The sequence below is a fragment of the Candidatus Nitrosopumilus sp. genome, assembly GCF_029882185.1.
Classification (GTDB): domain Archaea; phylum Thermoproteota; class Nitrososphaeria; order Nitrososphaerales; family Nitrosopumilaceae; genus Nitrosopumilus.
Window position 1 is genome coordinate 1 of the sequence record NZ_JAOULD010000024.1, and the last position, 17,471, is coordinate 17,471.

Genomic DNA, 17,471 nt, shown 5'->3' on the forward strand with positions numbered 1-17,471 from the left:
CTGGTTTACCGGTTGTCTGATAAGGCAGGCCGGGCAGCTAAGCCGTTTAGGCTAAGTGCTGAAAGCATCTAAGCACGAATCCTATCCCGAGACAAGTTATTCTTTCGTAAGATGAAGGTCGGCAGCAAAATACTGCGTTGATAGGAAGGTGGTGTAGATCACAAGCTTCGGCGAGTGGTGAGCCAGCCTTTACTAATAGACCAACACATCGGTTCAGCCACTTACATAGAGACTATGCGCGATGAATCATTTCATTCATCAAGTGGATTACATAATACACGACTTGTACGATGATTTCATTTTTAATCATACATAGCGAAAGCTATGCATTTTTAATCTGATTACTGACTCCTAGCGCAAGCTCTGGCGTCTTAATCGTTTAAAATCACAATGGCAAAAACCATGAGATGAAATTATTTGAAATCTGCCTAGAAAATACATGACTATTTACCTTTAATCATGTTGGCGGATGCTTGTGCATTATTTTATAATCCATGATCGGTTTTGCAAACTCTCTTTAGGCATGATTAGGAACAAAAAAGGGCAAATATGTCCCTGATTTTACACGATTTTTAATCAAATTTATGATCTATTGCGGGTTCAAATTTGAGTGGGAGCACGACGTGCTGGGGGTAGAGATAGGGCGGCTCCGTGTAACCATAATTTTCGGCACAATGAACTATAATGAAAAAATCTACAGTATCGAATCTTAAGCATTTGATTCCAAAAAACGGATGGTAACAAACAGGATAGAATAAATTTGCAGGATGATTTTCATATGATCCTTTATCTGTAGGCGTTAGGTCACTATTTTTGAACCTAAATGGGATATTATGAAGCAGATACTAGATCAAAACTTATCGATCCCAAACTATTCGAGGCAGAATGGGATGAAAGAGTTGAATTACTAACATCTGTTGATAAAGCTCAAACAGAACTCGAAAAAATGAAAGATAATGAAGTTATTTTCTTACGAGAAATGTCAGAAATTGAAAGGGAAAGAAGAGAAAGAGCATGAAATAAAGCTCAAAGAGACTTAGAGAGAAGAAGAACAAAAAGTTGGATGTAGTATGTAGTACAGGTGTATTGTGTATGTATTACAATAACTTTTTTTCTAATATCTCTAAAAATAATCAAAAGAAGAGTTGAAAATAATCATTCTTTCTTTTTTCGTTCCGTTAATTCTCCAAGAAGTATAATGATTGAACCCAAACTAGCTTCAAGATATATAATTCTCAATTAAGGCCATAGATAAAAAATCAATTATGAAAGATTTTGTAGATACAGAATACTATCCATATTATTTAGATAGTATGAAGAAAATTTAGATGATATTACGTTTTTTTTGACACTTTTGTGATTATATGAAAAAATGCAGAAGAATCATTGTCCACACCGATATCAAACATCATCATGCCTGTTTATGAAGAAGTAATTAGGAATAATCCATTACCAGAAAATCAAAATCAATATTCTCAACATATTGTTACTGTCATGACTGAATGTGAAAGTGAAGCTAGAAGGCAATTCAGAAATCTATCACAAAATCAACTAGGAAGATGTAATGGGGATTGGTTTGAATTAATCGTTAGAGATACGGCTACAAATGTAGTGGGAAATGATAACTTAATGGTATTTCCAGGAAGAGGCCATCACATCAATGAAATTCAAGGATTTGAACAAGTTAACTGGATTCCTCAGCCAGATGTTATTGGTAGGAATTTACAAGATTTTAGAGCAGTGGTTTCTTTGAAATGGGGAATGAGGCATGATAGAATGTATGAAGTAGGTTATGAAGCGTATGCAATCAAAGATTGGGTATTGAGAAATAATTTGCCAGAAGTTCAAGTATATCTTTTAACAAATGATGAATTTTCTGGAAGAGATGCAAGATTGAATATAATGTCCCAAGTTCCTGCGTTGGATGGAGTTTTTCATATTCAGCACAATAATTTAACAAATGAATTACAGCAAGTAATTGGTTCGTATCCAGATTTATTAAATCATTTAACAAACACGTTGAGTAATTAGATTATTTTTTTAAAGAGTAAATCAGAATATCCTCTTTATCGATTTGGCCACCTTCAACTATTTTTGAATCTCCAAAACGTGGAATTCGTTTTGATGGTAAATCACGTTTAAGATGCTCAGACAATTTAATTCCCAAATTTTCAAATAATTCAGTAGTAATTTTTGCATTATTTACAATTGTTTTGTTTAACACTCTATTTCCAATTACAATAACAATTTTGTCATTTGTTACTCTAGACATTTCTTGTAGAGCAATATTATAATCAGAATAAAATGAAATTGCTTCATTAACATTTTTTTGATTACTTTTGATATCTTTTAGTAATTTCCTGAAAGTTTTGGATTCTGGTGAATGCTTTTCAAGAATGGTTTCTTTATTGAACCATCCTAAAACATTCTTTTTGTACGATTCTAAATCATTTTTAGGGATTCCTAGCCAATAGGCCATATTTTTGGTAAATTGGAAATATGGAACACCATTTCGTTCATCTCCATAAGGTGGAGAACAGATTATGGTTGAAAATTCATTGTTTTTGAAAGGCATTTTTTTGACATCACCTGTAATTACTTTAGCATTAGATTTTGAAGGTAATTCTTTGAGCCTATCAAGGGTTTTTTCATATCTTGTTTCAAATGTTTTCAAAACATCACGGTCAAATTTCACCAAATCTTTAGGCTCTAATCGTCTTAATCTAATTTCATTTCGGTATGTTAAAGAAACATCTCTAACTGTAGCTGAAAAAACACATTGAAAAAATACTTTTAATTTTTTATTTTTAATTTCATAAATTGAACGAGCTAGACTATTCAATGGACCAAAATGTTCTTCTTTAAACCAATATTCGGTTCTATATTCTTTATAATCAGGAAAATGAAATTCTGTAAAATCGTTATTTGTTGCATCATTTTTGATTTCTTCAAACAAATCTTTTGTTTTAGAATGTGTTAAAGGAGTAGTTTTTGCTTTTGTAATGATGTATGATAATGGATTTGCATCTACAGCAGTTGCGGGAATCTTGTTGAGAATTCCTTCTACACAAACAGTTCCACCTCCAGAAAAGGGGTCTAAAAGATTTGTAGGTTTAGTTTTTTCAATTAATTTTTTTGCTAACGGTGGTATCATGGCAGCTAACCATGTATGAATTCCATGAGGTCCATACCTAGTATCAGATTTTTTAAAATCAAAATCTAGAATATTTTCCTGAATTGTTTTACTCAATTTAATAGAGATTAAAAAAAATTAGTATTAACTATTTGCTATTTATTGATTTCAAGCCTACACAAAAATCAAATTGTTGAAAAATAATATTTTCCATTCTTTCTTGAGAATTTTATTTCAGTACCAATCTCAATTTTTAATTTTTCAAATAGAGAATTAGCATATATACGATTTCTTGAATCTATTGTCGAATAAAATTTCCATTTATCTGAAAATATAGTAAGTTTTGAAGGTAGATTATACTTGGATGGAATTAGAATAAAACAATCTTTTTTCTCACTTTTTGTGACTATTTTTGTAAATATAAAATCAGATTCCAATAAATTGTATTTTTTTATCACAATTATTATTTGTTAAAAGAATACTATTCATCAGTATTAGATTCGAAGATGAAGTGACCTAACGCCGAATCAGCGTAAGGTTAGCTGATCGAGGCCTGAATCAAACCTATTTCAAGCCCCCGAAAATTGTACAAATGCTTATTTTCATAATTATCATAGAGAATTCCTGGAACATGAAATGATGTTAATTCTAGTATGGGCAATTATCATGACAATCACTTTAGGAATTCTTGTAGTAGTTTTGCTAAATTTAAAGAAAAAACATGATGTGGATATTCAGAATAAAGAGAATGAAATTCAGGACATGAATCAAAAATTAGAACAGAAACAAACTAAATCGTATAGAGCTGGAGTGAATGTAACCTCAGGAGATTATTCTCAAATTTTGGGAGAATTTGCATTATTATCAAAATATGATTCAATTATCACACTATCTACTACATCAAGACAACCATCATTAGATTTGATTGGAATTAATGATGAATCATTAGATTTTCTTGAATTAAAAAAGAAAGGGGCAGGGAGCACAAATAGTGAACAAAGAGTTAGAAAATTAATAGAAGAAAAGAAAGTTGCATACAAGATTTTTGATGTGGATTTACCAAATAATTTTTCCGTTAAAGAAAGAAAACTAAAAGAAATCAAAACAAAAGAAAATAAACCAAAATCAAACCAAGTGCTGAATAAAAAACCCAATTTGCAAAAGATAGAATCTCAAAAAGTAAATCCAGAGGCATATGAACCATGGACAAAAGAAAATGATGAATCTTTGAAGAGTTACTGGAGTGATAAATCGAATAAACTAAGCGAGGATGAAAAGATACAAGAATTATGCGAAAAGCTTGGCAGGAATAAAGGCGGAATCAAATCAAGATTAAAAAAATTAGGATTATCATAAACAAAACCATCCAAGTATTCCACACAAAAGAGTACTCAATCATAGAATAAGAAACAAAATCAAAGAATACTATATGCTAGAACTCCCCATAATACAAAACATTACTGAATTTAGTAACGCCATTACAGAATTTAGTAACATATCAAAGAAAAACATAACAAAACAGAGCCTCGGACGGGATACGAGCCCGCGACCTAACGCTTACGAGAAGTTGAACCATTTTGGGTCGAGATAATTCATTGAACTTAAGAGATTCTAGCTTGACTCTATTCATGTAGAACTAATTTTATCTCAATGTGATTATAGAAAATAAAACAGATTCAAACTAAAATTAGACATTTTAAAATAAAAAAGGAAGAATGGTTAAAAATCCCATTCTGTAACTTTTACAGGTTCTTTTAACCATTCAATTATTTTCCAGATTACTATTCCAACTATTGCCGTCAACAAGACAATTCCAATAATCCTAATCTCGTTATTTGATAACCCCATAGTGGTTGTCTCTCTTTCAAGAGTTATTGCATTAGACTTGAAAGGTTTCAAATTCATTATAGAGTTGTAGTTTAATCGTCTGGGCACCTTATCTTGGCCTCTCTGTCCTCGATATCGCTTTTTTTCTGTGATTTTTTCAGGGATTATTTCTGGAAAATCATCTATCTGTTCTGAATTTGTGCCTATTTTTTCTGTATAATCGTTGATTTGTTCTGAGATTAATTCAGTATCCACTTGCATTATTTCTGGAAATTCTATTTGTTCTGTAATTATTTCATTCATTTTTTCTGTTTCACCTCCTATTTTTTCTGAACAACAAGATGTTTTTTCTGATATTTTTTCTGACAACGATATTTTTTCTGTAGATATATTGAACATGCGCCACATCTCCCAGAAAAATTAATTCATTTGTTCTGAAATTAATTCTATCTCTAAATCATTACTTGTCTGTAAATCTGAAGAATCGCTTAGTTGTTCTACACTATATAGAAGTACAAAATCATACTTAAGCTTTAGGGGGCACGTTCGGTATACCGTTTTCCAATTTTGTTTTTATTTTATCATAAATCGTAATCTTTTTTCCTTTTGTTAAATTATTTTTTAAATACCACAAAGTTGACTTGTTGATTCCACATTGTTTTCTTTGTTGTGGTGTCATGTTTAGAATTTTCTCTCTAATTTGCACAACATCATTTCTTTGAATTATAATTTTAGGAATATCAAAATCAAAGTTTTTTTGTTTATCTGAAATAAAATTTGCAAGTTGCTGTACTTTGTCATGCAAAATATTTTGATATGAATATCTCTTCTTGTTTTTATATTGTATTTTATGATTGAAATTACCATTAATTTTTTCAATTAACATTTTTGCCGTATTTGCTCTTAATCTTGTGTGATAGTTTTCAGTGATGATGAAATCTGATTTTTTAATTTTTCTTTCTTCTAACAATTCAATAACTGACAAGTCAATTAACCATCTGAATAATTCTTGAATGTCATAAACTAGTGGTGTATGGCTCTGATTAATCTCATGTAGGAACCCAATTGAATAATCCAGACCTACAGAGTTTATTGTCTTTCTGACTTCTGATTCAAGTATAGAATACCCATAGTTCAACAATGCGTTTATCTCATCAGATGCATTGTAATTTCTGGAATTTGTCTTGTCTTTTCGTCCAGTAAAGTGAAATTCAGGATTTATCTTGTTGAATATCTCTACCATTATTTTCAAGTATGATTCAGCAATTTGACCTTCACAGGTCATTAATTGTCGAATTGATTTTGAAATGTCTTGTTCTTCCAAATTTCTGTTGATTTGAAGGATTCTGTCTTTATGTGATAATTTCTTGATCTTGACAATATTTTCAATCTCATGATATTTTGACAGTTCATCAAGCAGGTTGAGTGATTGTTCAATCTTTGACTGTACTATGTTTGAGGCTATTTCAAACCTAGTCTCAGAATCAAGGTATTTCTCATACTGTTTTATGCGCAATTTCCCTGACTTTGGCTGCTCAGGCAGGGTATTTGCTAGGATTTGACCGTTCCAGTTCAATAATGTCAGGTTGATGTTGTGTTTCATGAGCCATCGCATAGCTTCAAAGGTGATGTTCCCCGTGAGTCCATCAATAACTATTCCATCATATACGATTTTGTGGGGATAGAACTCTTCTTTTTTGCCTTCTAGTTTGTTGTATATCGTCAGTTTTCTTTTTTCAACGTAAATTGAGGTCCCAAAACCTGTCACTAGCAGTGAATTCAAAGCATCAATCCCTCGGGATGTTTTTCTTTCATTATCTCTTCGGCTATGTCTCCAAGTGAGCAGCTAAAGTGCATGTCCAAACCGTCAAACTTTCCGTTCTTTAACCTCCTTTCAATAAATTCAACTTTCTTAAAATACTCCATTTCCAGAGCAGGATATTCCCTATAAAACAAGTCTGTCATCACCATCCTAAAGATAAATTCATCTCCTGCGTTTGATCCTATCATGTATTGTCTGTAATTTTGTTCAAGATTTACCATGTGGGATACCAGAGTATATGAGTGAAACATCATTGCAACAAGACTGTCATCATTATATTGATAAAAGCAATTGTGACGGAACCTGTATTTTCTTAGTTTTGCACCATACTCTTTGTATTTCTCCAATACTTTTTCATCATTTTTACATTTTTGATATGCAATGTGGATGCAATATCTCAGAGTTTTTTTATTAAGAAACTTTCGGGTATATTCTGTATTATACCAAAACCTGGATGTATCAAATGGTTGTGTCAAGTCTGAAAGTTTGGATAAATATCGCATTTCATGTCCTCTACCATACTTGAATGGGTATGGCATTTCAAGTTCTTCAGTTTTTAATTTCCTTTGCCATTTTGATTTTAGTTTAACTTTAACTGAATTGTAATCACGGTATTTTAGATTTTGAATTTCTACTTGTCTGATGAGTTGAGAATGAGTTGACAAAAAGCTTATGATCTTTTGAAATGATTCCACTGATTCTTTCCATGTGTAATAACTTCCAATTCCTTTCTTTACCTTTTTATCTAGATAACCTTCATCATATAATTTTGCAAGATGTACTCTGACTCCTTTTGGTTCCTTTATGTTGTGAATGACTTTCAGATAATCCCTGATCTCGGATGCTGATTTTTCTGAATCAGTAAGATAAAGTAAAATTGCAGTTTTAACAAAATTGTTGGGTAGTTTTTCACCTCTGTTCCTTTTTTCCATATTTTGGATTTTTTTTATGATATTTATCAAGTACTATACATAGGTATTATGATTGATTTTTGATAATATTCAGTTATTTTATGCCTAAAATTAGGTATTTACCTAGGTATTAGAAATACAATGTTAATCGCTAACTAAAAGTTTCTACTTCTATAAAGTATGACCGAAACAGAAATGAATCTTAGAAAGATTCACAAAAGCGATTATAGTCGCCTTGTTTCATTGCCTTTGTTTTGGCTGGATTCAGTCGGGCTTGATGCAGGTGATTATGTGGAAATAAAATTGGGGGATGACCTAGAACTGGTTATCAACCCAGTTCCAAAACAAAATGATGTGGAGGAGGTGGATGATTGATGAGAACTAAAGTACCTAGATGGAAAAGGAATCTCGATTCCCTTCCACCAAGGCAAATCATAGCATATGAAAATTCTTTGGAAGTAATTAGGCAAATGCGGCGTGGTAAAACAATTACATCTGCCACAAAGAGTGTGGGAACAACAATTCCAACTGTTAAAAAATATGCAGGTACAGCATTGCAAAAGAAAAGTAACAGAATAACTGTCAAAAAGAATGACAACTTACTCAGAAAGATGCGCATGTATGAAAATGGTAAAGAGGTATGGGTGCAGGTGAAAGGAATTAGACAAGCAAAACTGATTGGTCAGTATCACAGCTCCATTGAAAAAAGAATGGAACAAGGACAAGAAGATGCACTTGATGCATTCAAAGGTATCACAGTGACAGACGTGAAAGGACAAAAACACATTCTAGAGACGGACATTACAAAACTGACTGCAATCCGAGAAAAAATAGAGGAGCCAGAGCATTTCACCATCTACAGCAGTGGAGGTGCAAACTGATGCCAGACATGGAAATATCAAAAAACGGAAATGATTATTTCAAAAAAGCAAAACGCCTAATAGAAGAAAACAACTGGCGTGACACTTTTGAGCAAAGTCAGGGATTTTGCATTGCATGCAATCATGACAATCCAATGGATATGGAATTTCATCATATTGGTGCCAAGGGCAATTCTGATTTGGTTGTGAGTCTATGCCGCAACTGTCATGGTCGTATCTCACGAAAACAGATGAAAAGTTGGCCTAAGAACTGGTCAGACAAGAATGACAAACCACAAGTGGTCAAAGATGCACTTGTACTACGGGGTATTTCTGACCTTTTGAGGTTAATTTCAGATCGTTCATTGGAGAGGATTATTAGATGATAGGCACGGAAAAAGTTGCAGTTCGTGCCTTTACAATCCCTCACAAGGCAACTCTGTATATGGACAGCAAGAAAATATCACCGTTCTACGCTTCAGTACTGCCACATCTGCAAAAAGATGAAAATGACACTCTCTCAAAAATTGACAGATACCTTGTATTTGATACTGAAACCAGAACAGACCTGTACCAAAACTTGACGTTTGGATATTTTGAGATTTATCAGAGAAAGAGTCTGGAGCAAAATGGGATATTCTATGATGAAAAAGTTACAACTGGAAAAGAAAAAGAAATTCTGCAAGAATATGGTGAAAAAAATAACATTCCTTTATTCACACTAAAGCAATTCAGACAGATTTTTCTCCATGAGGTATATGATTTGCACAGTCTGTGTATTGGGTTTAATCTTCCTTTTGACCTTAACCACATCGCAATCAATTCTACTACGGCAAGAATGAAAAAGGCTGAAGGGTTCTCATTGGAACTATCAAAGAATTGGGATTATCCAAGATTGTTAATAACTCCAGTATCCAGTACGTTATCCTTTATCTCATGGGGAAATCCGATGAGTGATGACAAGAAAAAGAAACCAAAAAGAGTTGACAACAACTTTGTTGACTTGAGAACATTATGTCATGCACTCACTGACAAAAAACATACACTAGAAACTGCATGTGATGCGTTCAAGACAGATTACAAAAAATACAAAGCACAAGAGCATGGAAAGATAAATCCAAAATACATAGAGTATTGCATCAATGATGTAAGATCTACTTTTTCATTGTTTTTGAATGCAAAAGAAGAGTTTGAAAAATATGAGCTGCCAATACCAATCACAAAGGCATATACTCCAGCATCAATAGGAAAGGAATTTCTAAACATGATGGGAGTAAAATCATTTTTCTTCAAAAATACCGATTTTCCAGACGAAGTAATTGGAAACATAATGAGTTGTTATTATGGAGGAAGAACAGAATGTAAAATCCGAAGAAAGCCCCTCAATGTAGACTTGCTTGACTTTCTTTCAATGTATCCTACTGTATGTACATTGCAGAATCTCTGGCAGTTTGTCATTGCAGACCACATTAAATCCACAGATGCAACCCAAGAGATTGTTAATTTTGTGGATAGTTTTGAACTAGACCATGTACGCGATAAAATCACTTGGACTAAACTTCAGGCAATTGTACTAGTTGAGCCCATGGACGATGTATTGCCCATTCGGGCGCAATTCGGGGATAAGCACGCCTGGAATATCGGCATTTCTCAGATCAAGTCAGCGCCCACGCCCATTTGGTACAGTCTTGCAGATGTAATATCGTCAAAACTATACACTGGCAAATCTCCAAAGATATTGAAGGCAATAAAGTTTGAACCTGTAGGCATTCAAAGAGGACTCAAAAATACCGACATTCACGGAACCATAGTTAATCCTCATAAAGACGACCTCTTCAAAAAACTAATCGAGTACAGACAGGAACAAAAAAGTCTTAGAGACAAATCCAAAGAAACATCAAAAGTTGATTTTGATTTTTATGAAAGAAAACAAAAGATAATCAAAATTATCACAAATGCAATCAGTTATGGGATATTTGTTGAGGTCAGGACATATGATAAACCAAACAAAATACCCATTGACATATTTGGTCTAAAGCAGTTCCAGGTAACAAAAGCCAAAGTGGAAGAACCTGGAGTTATGTTTAATCCGATCATTGCAGTTGCAATTACGTCTGCTGCAAGACTATTGCTTGCATCATCTGAAGCAGTATTGCAAAGAGAAAGTAAAGGAAAAACATCTCACGCATATTGTGACACTGATTCCATGATGGTGCCATCAGAATATACTGATGCACTTCAGAGATTTTTCTACCCGTTGAATCCATACGATGTTGAAAACAAGAAAGACGTTCAAGTGTTTGAGATAGAAAAAAAGAATATAGGATTTTACGGAATATCTGCCAAAAGATACTGTCTTTTTACCCTTGATGAAAATGGCAAAAGAGTAGTTGATGAAGACAAAACGTCATCACATGGTCTTGGGCATTTACTTAATCCTTTTTCAGTGAGATCTGATTTAGATGAGAAAGAGAAAGAAGATTGGCACAAGGAACTTTGGACCGACATTCTGGATTTAGAATTTGGTGATGTACACATAGAGGAATTGCAAGACAAGTATGAAAACAAATATGCTCTTCAAAAACTAGGCCTATCCAAACCAAGCTTGGTGAAAAGGTTGTCTGAGTTTAACAAAGGCAAGGACTATCACAGACAAATCAAGCCATCAAACTTTGGAATACTCGGTTTTGCCAGGATGATAAATCCTGAAACTGGTGAACCGATAAAGCCCATGGCGCCGTTTACAAATCCTGCTAAGGATGCAGTTCATGACTATTTTCTTGACTATAATGACAAAACAAATGAAGAAAAACTACGAGGAAAAGAGTATTGGAAGACCTTTTGGGAGATATTTAGAGACTATATCACTCATCCAGAGGCCAAATTTGATGGGAATTTAGGCGTACTTGAGAGAAAACATGTAGAGATTGCAGAGATAGTCCATATCGGAAAGGAGAGCAATACCATATCCATTGATGAGGAACTAGATGAAGACAGCTACCAAATCTATGAGGACCCAAACGAGTTAGATATAGAATTTGGCAAAATATCAGATAAGATTTTACAGCTAAAACCAAAGGATGTAAAAGAACATGGCATCACAAAACCCACACTTTGGAGGGTAAAAAACAAGATTAGAGAAAACCAGACTAACAGAATTACTCCCAGAGTAAAAAAGGCCCTAATTGCATGTACAAATTAGAAAGTTTTTCAATTTTTTATTATTCTGGAGGAGTTGCCGCATTCAGAATTCCTAACAAGTTTCCACACCATATTCTCGAAGATTTGAACTTGTCTATTTCAGAGATTCATATACAATAATGGGATGGAGTCAAATAGTTTCAAGCCAACGAGTCTGAACTCGTGGAACTATTACTTTCGAGCGTAGATTTGATGTCTTTCTTTATGTTGGACTTTTGAATAAATTTGAAATATACAAAAGCCAGTATAGGAGATTTCAGCAATACCAACAAAAGTAGATAGTCACTTAACTCCAATTCAATGTATCCTCTCTTATCCTTTAGATGAAACTTGATTTTTTTTGTATCTCACATGTAAAATAACTGGAATTAGTAAAATGCCAAGTTGTATTACATTTATGATATTGTTTACAGGAGGTTTTAAAATTTGAGTAACATAACCTAATTGCGGAAGTACATAAGATACCTTACCAATGTATTCTTCTTCTGTAATTGGAAAGTCGGTTCCTGGAATTGATCCTGGATTCGCATCTCCTTGGGTTCTAATTGTTTTAGGATCATCATCAATAATTGATGCAACTCTGTGTACGATTACTCTGTTATGGTCTGATGGTCTATCAAATACAATAATGTCTCCTACCTCGATTTTATCAAATGCTACAGCATCAGAAATTATAGCTAGATCATAAACTTCCATTGTAGGATTCATACTGTCACTTGCTACCACATAAAATGAAGTTGATGTTTCAAAAAGCACTACAAAACCAATTGCTAAAAACAACGGAACAGTAAGAATAATTCCCAGGATTAAGCAATTTCTTGCTTTTTTTGGATCGTCATTTTTTATTTTAAAGTAGGCTATTATCCCACCTAATACTGTAAAGATAAGCGGTAACTCGTACCATAATGGACTCCTATTTTTGATGGTATTAGTCGATTCTTCCATTGTTTAAACTGTAATTATCCCATTTTCAACCATGAAGGTTATTCCTTTTAGAAAATCACCATCAGAAATCAATCCTTGAGACCACCAATCAGCGTTATTCTTAATCCACGCAGGAATTTCCTGAGAGCCACTTGGAGTAGTAGATGGTTTTGCAGTTTCTGGAATTTGGATGACTCCTTCTTTGATCAGAAACTGTATTCCTCCAACAAATGCCTTGTCATCAATATTTCCTGCTACCCACCAACTTGCATTGTTTCTAATCCATTCGGGTATTTGAGATGAAGCAACATTGATGGGATTTTCAATGATTTTGTTTGTAGATGGTTTTTCATCTTGAAGACTGATTCTTTCGTAATATTTGGCAGCTTCACGTTCATCGCCTGTGTTTTCCAGAGATGCAGCCATTCCTTTTAGAGCCTCCAGATGTTTTGAATCCATATCCAAAACCATTTCATAATATTCTATGGCATCATCATATTCTTCAAGCTCAAACAATGCGTTTGCCTTGTTAACCAAAGTGCCCTTGTCCTCAGGATCAACATCTAGTGCCATATCAAAATATGTTAGAGCTTTTTCATAATCTCCCATTTGATAATGTACTTGTCCTCTCCTATCCAAAGTAGTAGAATTCTCAGGATCAATAGATAGTGCCATCCTGTATGCGTTGAGGGCATCATCATACTGTCCTAACTCAAATAATATGACTCCATGTCTAGAGTGAATGCTAAGACTGTCGGGATTTATTTCAACAGCCCTTTCAATATATGGAAGTGCCTCGGCATATTTTTCTACATTATACAATGATCTTGCCTGATAGTACAGCAGTTCATCATTTTCTGGCTGGTTCTCTATTGATTTATCTAAAAATGGAATCGCTTCTTGATAATTTTTTAATTCATAATGGAGTAATGCTTGGTAATAATTTGCATCATCATTTTCGGGATTTTCTTTTAGAAATACGTCAAGATAATCCTGCATTTTTTCATATTCTTTCTTCTCCAAATAGTCGCCTATTTTAAATAATTCAAAATAGTCTTCTTCATTTTCAGACAAGACAAATCCATCATCACCATAGATGGAATAGAGCATATCAATATCAATATCTCTGATCTGCATGTTGTTTGAGTTTTCAAATGCTATTTGCGCCATAATTGAAGGGGCAATCTGTGTTCCCTTTGCCCATAATTCAGCAATTTCAATGTCATCTGGTTCATAATGCCCGAGTCCTATGGCATGACCAAATTCATGTTTTGTAACTCCATTGATCTGATTTGAGATCCGCATGTCTTCTCCGTAACATGTCTCATACCAATAGTAAATTGTATCACCCTCACGTTCAGTGTGATAGCACTCGTCAATTTCTAGATAGTATATTGTAATTACACTGGTCTGTAATTCTGCATCATAATCGGTAAACCCTAACGTAAAATATTTTTCTGCAATTGCGGGTTTTGGTTCAAATACAAATGTTATGTCGCAATCGCCATTTGCATTTGCCCTATTTTTTTCATTGATTTCAACATAGTTAAATGCCCATCCATCTTTGTTGTTTCTTGTTTCCGCCTGTAGCTTTGCTTCCCATTCATCAACTGCCAATTTTGTTTGTTTCATTAGTTTTTCCACTTCTTTTGAGGATAGATCAAATTCTGTTGGTTCGACGGTACAAACTGTGGGATTTGGTCCAAGTTTAATCCCGTTAGGCTTGTATGAAACTTCAAAAGCAAATACTTGTGTTGCATCTGTGTATACAAGCGCAGAAATAAAAACGATTAAAGAAAATAATATGACTTTCAGATTGTATTGTATTTCTTTATCCTCATATTAAATAAAAAAGACAATTATCATAATTGAAATTAAAGAACATTCATAAAACTCAAGATCGATAAGGTCGAAAGTCAATATTTATTTAAATTCAAAAACAATTTTTGTATTGATAATTACTCAAAAAATTTCATCATAGTTTTCATTGTGCCAAAAAAATATGGTGAAAATTACAGTGAAGGAAATAGTGAGATTTCATTGAGGACGGGTTGCTGCATTCAATACTCCCAAGAATTTTCCATTTTCATCTTCAATTCTGATATTGATATCTGCTGAAATAATATCTGCGCTTTCATCCCATGATGGCTGTCTTACCACAATTCCTTCCCTTTTTGTTATCTGCCACCAATTTTCTGGACTTTGATCATAATTATCGGCCCTAGTTGTAACTGCAAAATTTCCTCCATATGCATTTGTAACGATAAATTCTCCAAACTCAAGTGTTCCATATCTTTCATTGTAAAATGTCAATTTTTCTCGAAGCATATCTGAAAGTGGATTATTGATTTTGCTATTCATAAATGGAGTCAGTTCTTTTTTTGGAGTAGAAATCCACTCTACCTCTTTTTGTTTAATAAAATCATTTCTTGAATTTTCGTCCATTCTTTCAAGTTTCTTATTTTCATCTACAAGTTGTCTTTTAAAATTTTCATCTTTCAAAATCTCTTGAAGGTGAGAAATCTTCAATGAGATAATTTCGGTATTCATTAAGAAGGTGGGATCCTCAATCCCATGCATCTCAATGACTAGTGAATAGTGTCGAGGTTGTTCAATTTGTATTAAATCATTGTTGACTAACCACTGTATTGCATTTAGAAACTCTGGATCTGAGATTTGATCCTCGGCCCAGACTCCGGCAGTAAATTTTATCCAAGAAGGAATTAACTCAGAGTTCTCTTGAGCTACAACATTATGGGTGATTAACCCTACTGAGGAGAACAAAATTATCAATATTGTTATCTTGACTGAAAAAACATTAGACGTCCAAATACTCTTCAATGGAAAACATGGTTTATCATTGAGTTTGTATTTTTTCATTTTTGTCATTACTTGTTCCTCCCATCTTCTTTTTTTGCTTGTTCAAAAGAGTATAGCACAAGGCTGAATACACCAATAGCTATTCCTGTTAGTCCCAAGATAAGGCCATAATTGTTTTCAATTTGCCTTTCTTGAGGCATTTCATAGTCCACCGAATATATCCTTCCACTCTCAATATTCCATTTTATTTGTTGATTTTCTCGTGCAAGAGGTTTTTCACCTTGAGGAAATAATGAAAATCTTTCAGCTGACTTGTCCACCAGAAGTGTTGCCTTTGAAGAGATATCAGAAAAACCTGTTTCATATCTTTGAGGTTCTAGTACTGCCCACACTTGTGGAGGAGGAGTTCCATCATCAAAGGAGAACTCAATTGAATGGCTGTAGGATTGTTTTCTGTCCACCTTTGAGGGCAAAGCTAGTTTGAAGGATTGTTCACTATCTGAAAAAGAACAGACCTTTTGTTCTGAGCATGAAAATTCCTTTGTAATTATCGTATAGTCTTCTGTTTGTTCAAAATTCCACTGAGAGTTTTCAGATAATTCGCCTTTGAAAGGAAATACAACGGATATTGAGGCAGGTTTGTCTCTATTTGCAACATTTGAGATTGTTTGAACTTCAATCATGTGAGGAATTGAGGTTGTATCAAAATAGAAGTCTACAGAGTAAAACAAGAGATCTTCAGAGTACACAAGTTTTGTTGCCCCCAAAGCAATACCGTCTCTGTCAACATCCATGCTGAGGGGTAATAGAAGAGCTATTCCAATGAACAATCCTGCACTACCAATCCACATGGCATGCCATTTCTTTGCCATTATGAGATGATTTTTTGAATTATCAAATAAACTAGCCAATAAAATTCAAGATTGATAACAGTATCATTTTTTCATCGTAGTTTTCATTGTGCCGAAAATTATGGTTACACGGAGCCGCCCTATCTCTACCCCAGCACGACGTGCTGGGGGTTATAGTTAGATGGGTGTAAAACGGACCCACGTGTAAGTAATTTATCGTAAAAAAAATGAGAATCAGTTACCCGTAACTAAGTCCTAGATGAATCCAAAAAATTATTTGATCATGATTTATCCTTTCCAAAAAAGTACATAATTCCAAATCCAAATATTTGTTGACTCATGTATACCAAACTTTCAATCAAACAGTTCTAATCCAATTTCAAAGAATGTAAAATTCCATGACAGGATTATGTTCAAAATGCTATTCATCAGGGGTATCACTCGTATTGCACGAGGAAACCTTTGAGGCAGTATGCGACAAATGCAGAAAATAAAACAAAGCCAATTGCCAAATAGACGTTCCAAGAATGTAGATGTTAAAATAACCCAATGTACACTACAGTATTGAAGTTAAATTTATGACAAAAGAAAGCAAGGAAACTGAAAAATCGTTTAAAGAAACCATTACAAAAAACAAAGACAAAATTTTAGGGGATACGGTAATAAAGTATGATCAAACAGTGATACAAGAAAAGAAGACTGGCAGGGATGCCCTGGAAAGAATTGAGGAAACTGCAAAGATTGGCACTGAATTCATAAAATCACGGCCATACTGGGAGTCGATAAAAAACAGTTCTCAGAAGCTCAAAGAAAAAGGCATAGAACAGGAAAAGAAACTAAAGAAACAAAGCCCTAAACTCTATAGAAAAATCATCAACGGATTCTTTTACTTTTTTGAAATTCTTGTAGGAAGAATCAAGCTTGGCACGCAGTATGGTGTCTCTAGCCTGGAATTATTAGAAAAACTAGCCCGACTCAAGGAGCTGGGAGTCCTTACTGACGAGGAGTTTGCCAAGAAAAAGAAAAAGATACTGGACAGGATTTGATTTAAAATGTCGACGAATCTGATAATTTCTGCACTGGTTATTATAATTGCAATCTTGGTCGGAGCTTTAATAATTA

General features: G+C 33.8%; 16 protein-coding genes and 1 rRNA gene. 9 read left to right on the forward strand and 8 right to left on the reverse strand.

Going from position 1 to position 17,471, the window contains the following annotated elements:
* From OEW78_RS07170 to OEW78_RS07180, 3 genes are all read left to right on the forward strand, one after another.
* Window positions 1-216: ribosomal RNA gene (locus OEW78_RS07170) — 23S ribosomal RNA — on the forward strand; the annotation flags it as partial.
* Between the two features lie 607 nt (window positions 217-823).
* On the forward strand, window positions 824-1,018 hold the full coding sequence (locus OEW78_RS07175; RefSeq protein ID WP_300326197.1) for a hypothetical protein: 195 nt from the start codon (window positions 824-826) through the stop codon (window positions 1,016-1,018).
* A gap of 368 nt (window positions 1,019-1,386) precedes the next feature.
* Window positions 1,387-2,031 carry a hypothetical protein gene (locus OEW78_RS07180; RefSeq protein WP_300326200.1) on the forward strand — a complete coding sequence of 215 codons (645 nt, stop codon included), beginning with the start codon at window positions 1,387-1,389 and terminating at the stop codon, window positions 2,029-2,031.
* 1 nt (window position 2,032) lies between these two features.
* Here OEW78_RS07180 and OEW78_RS07185 read toward each other — a convergent pair whose 3' ends face one another.
* On the reverse strand, window positions 2,033-3,250 hold the full coding sequence (locus tag OEW78_RS07185) for a hypothetical protein (protein ID WP_300326203.1): 1,218 nt from the start codon (window positions 3,248-3,250) through the stop codon (window positions 2,033-2,035).
* 519 nt (window positions 3,251-3,769) lie between these two features.
* Here OEW78_RS07185 and OEW78_RS07190 point away from each other — a divergent pair.
* Window positions 3,770-4,489, forward strand: coding sequence for a hypothetical protein (locus OEW78_RS07190; protein ID WP_300326206.1), 720 nt, complete (start codon window positions 3,770-3,772; stop codon window positions 4,487-4,489).
* Between the two features lie 363 nt (window positions 4,490-4,852).
* Here OEW78_RS07190 and OEW78_RS07195 read toward each other — a convergent pair whose 3' ends face one another.
* The 3 genes from OEW78_RS07195 to OEW78_RS07205 form a co-directional block, all read right to left on the reverse strand.
* A complete protein-coding gene (locus OEW78_RS07195) occupies window positions 4,853-5,359 on the reverse strand; it encodes a hypothetical protein (RefSeq protein WP_300326209.1) in 507 nt (168 codons plus the stop codon).
* 127 nt (window positions 5,360-5,486) lie between these two features.
* The gene (gene cas1, locus OEW78_RS07200) at window positions 5,487-6,743 is read right to left on the reverse strand and encodes a CRISPR-associated endonuclease Cas1 (RefSeq protein ID WP_300326211.1); all 1,257 of its coding nucleotides are present in this window, start codon (window positions 6,741-6,743) and stop codon (window positions 5,487-5,489) included.
* A complete protein-coding gene (locus tag OEW78_RS07205; RefSeq protein ID WP_300326214.1) occupies window positions 6,740-7,714 on the reverse strand; it encodes a winged helix-turn-helix domain-containing protein in 975 nt (324 codons plus the stop codon). The genes cas1 and OEW78_RS07205 overlap by 4 nt, the downstream gene beginning before the upstream one ends.
* Window positions 7,715-7,873: 159 nt before the next feature.
* Between OEW78_RS07205 and OEW78_RS07210 the strand changes: the two genes are divergently transcribed.
* Genes OEW78_RS07210 through OEW78_RS07225 form a run of 4 tightly spaced genes read left to right on the forward strand, consistent with a single transcriptional unit; the run spans window position 7,874 to window position 11,755 of the window.
* On the forward strand, window positions 7,874-8,068 hold the full coding sequence (locus OEW78_RS07210; RefSeq protein WP_300326217.1) for a hypothetical protein: 195 nt from the start codon (window positions 7,874-7,876) through the stop codon (window positions 8,066-8,068).
* Window positions 8,068-8,574, forward strand: coding sequence for a hypothetical protein (locus tag OEW78_RS07215; RefSeq protein WP_300326220.1), 507 nt, complete (start codon window positions 8,068-8,070; stop codon window positions 8,572-8,574). The genes OEW78_RS07210 and OEW78_RS07215 overlap by 1 nt, the downstream gene beginning before the upstream one ends.
* On the forward strand, window positions 8,574-8,939 hold the full coding sequence (locus OEW78_RS07220) for a hypothetical protein (protein ID WP_300326223.1): 366 nt from the start codon (window positions 8,574-8,576) through the stop codon (window positions 8,937-8,939). Before OEW78_RS07215 ends, OEW78_RS07220 begins: the two co-directional genes overlap by 1 nt.
* Window positions 8,936-11,755 (forward strand): hypothetical protein, encoded by a 2,820-nt coding sequence (locus OEW78_RS07225; protein WP_300326226.1) that lies wholly within the window; start codon window positions 8,936-8,938, stop codon window positions 11,753-11,755. Before OEW78_RS07220 ends, OEW78_RS07225 begins: the two co-directional genes overlap by 4 nt.
* Before the next feature lie 311 nt (window positions 11,756-12,066).
* On the opposite strand, the gene OEW78_RS07230 is transcribed toward OEW78_RS07225, so the two are convergent.
* The 4 genes from OEW78_RS07230 to OEW78_RS07245 form a co-directional block, all read right to left on the reverse strand.
* The gene (locus OEW78_RS07230; RefSeq protein ID WP_366523049.1) at window positions 12,067-12,699 is read right to left on the reverse strand and encodes a signal peptidase I; all 633 of its coding nucleotides are present in this window, start codon (window positions 12,697-12,699) and stop codon (window positions 12,067-12,069) included.
* Between the two features lie 3 nt (window positions 12,700-12,702).
* Window positions 12,703-14,310, reverse strand: a complete 1,608-nt coding sequence (locus OEW78_RS07235) for a tetratricopeptide repeat protein (protein ID WP_300326230.1) — start codon at window positions 14,308-14,310, stop codon at window positions 12,703-12,705.
* A 405-nt stretch (window positions 14,311-14,715) separates the two neighbouring features.
* Window positions 14,716-15,567, reverse strand: a complete 852-nt coding sequence (locus OEW78_RS07240; RefSeq protein ID WP_300326233.1) for a hypothetical protein — start codon at window positions 15,565-15,567, stop codon at window positions 14,716-14,718.
* Window positions 15,567-16,370, reverse strand: a complete 804-nt coding sequence (locus tag OEW78_RS07245) for a hypothetical protein (protein ID WP_300326236.1) — start codon at window positions 16,368-16,370, stop codon at window positions 15,567-15,569. Before OEW78_RS07245 ends, OEW78_RS07240 begins: the two co-directional genes overlap by 1 nt.
* A 557-nt stretch (window positions 16,371-16,927) precedes the next feature.
* Between OEW78_RS07245 and OEW78_RS07250 the strand changes: the two genes are divergently transcribed.
* The gene (locus OEW78_RS07250; RefSeq protein WP_300326239.1) at window positions 16,928-17,395 is read left to right on the forward strand and encodes an SHOCT domain-containing protein; all 468 of its coding nucleotides are present in this window, start codon (window positions 16,928-16,930) and stop codon (window positions 17,393-17,395) included.
* Window positions 17,396-17,471 lie beyond the last annotated feature (76 nt).

Excerpts from the sequence above, each read along its gene's own strand:
- OEW78_RS07175 (WP_300326197.1), top strand. The coding sequence starts at position 824 with ATGGGATATTATGAAGCAGATACTAGATCAAAACTTATCGATCCCAAA.
- OEW78_RS07190 (WP_300326206.1), top strand. The coding sequence starts at position 3,770 with ATGATGTTAATTCTAGTATGGGCAATTATCATGACAATCACTTTAGGA.
- OEW78_RS07195 (WP_300326209.1), bottom strand. The coding sequence starts at position 5,359 with ATGTTCAATATATCTACAGAAAAAATATCGTTGTCAGAAAAAATATCA.
- OEW78_RS07205 (WP_300326214.1), bottom strand. The coding sequence starts at position 7,714 with ATGGAAAAAAGGAACAGAGGTGAAAAACTACCCAACAATTTTGTTAAA.
- OEW78_RS07210 (WP_300326217.1), top strand. The coding sequence starts at position 7,874 with ATGACCGAAACAGAAATGAATCTTAGAAAGATTCACAAAAGCGATTAT.
- OEW78_RS07215 (WP_300326220.1), top strand. The coding sequence starts at position 8,068 with ATGAGAACTAAAGTACCTAGATGGAAAAGGAATCTCGATTCCCTTCCA.
- OEW78_RS07220 (WP_300326223.1), top strand. The coding sequence starts at position 8,574 with ATGCCAGACATGGAAATATCAAAAAACGGAAATGATTATTTCAAAAAA.
- OEW78_RS07225 (WP_300326226.1), top strand. The coding sequence starts at position 8,936 with ATGATAGGCACGGAAAAAGTTGCAGTTCGTGCCTTTACAATCCCTCAC.
- OEW78_RS07230 (WP_366523049.1), bottom strand. The coding sequence starts at position 12,699 with ATGGAAGAATCGACTAATACCATCAAAAATAGGAGTCCATTATGGTAC.
- OEW78_RS07235 (WP_300326230.1), bottom strand. The coding sequence starts at position 14,310 with ATGAAACAAACAAAATTGGCAGTTGATGAATGGGAAGCAAAGCTACAG.
- OEW78_RS07240 (WP_300326233.1), bottom strand. The coding sequence starts at position 15,567 with ATGACAAAAATGAAAAAATACAAACTCAATGATAAACCATGTTTTCCA.
- OEW78_RS07245 (WP_300326236.1), bottom strand. The coding sequence starts at position 16,370 with ATGGCAAAGAAATGGCATGCCATGTGGATTGGTAGTGCAGGATTGTTC.
- OEW78_RS07250 (WP_300326239.1), top strand. The coding sequence starts at position 16,928 with ATGACAAAAGAAAGCAAGGAAACTGAAAAATCGTTTAAAGAAACCATT.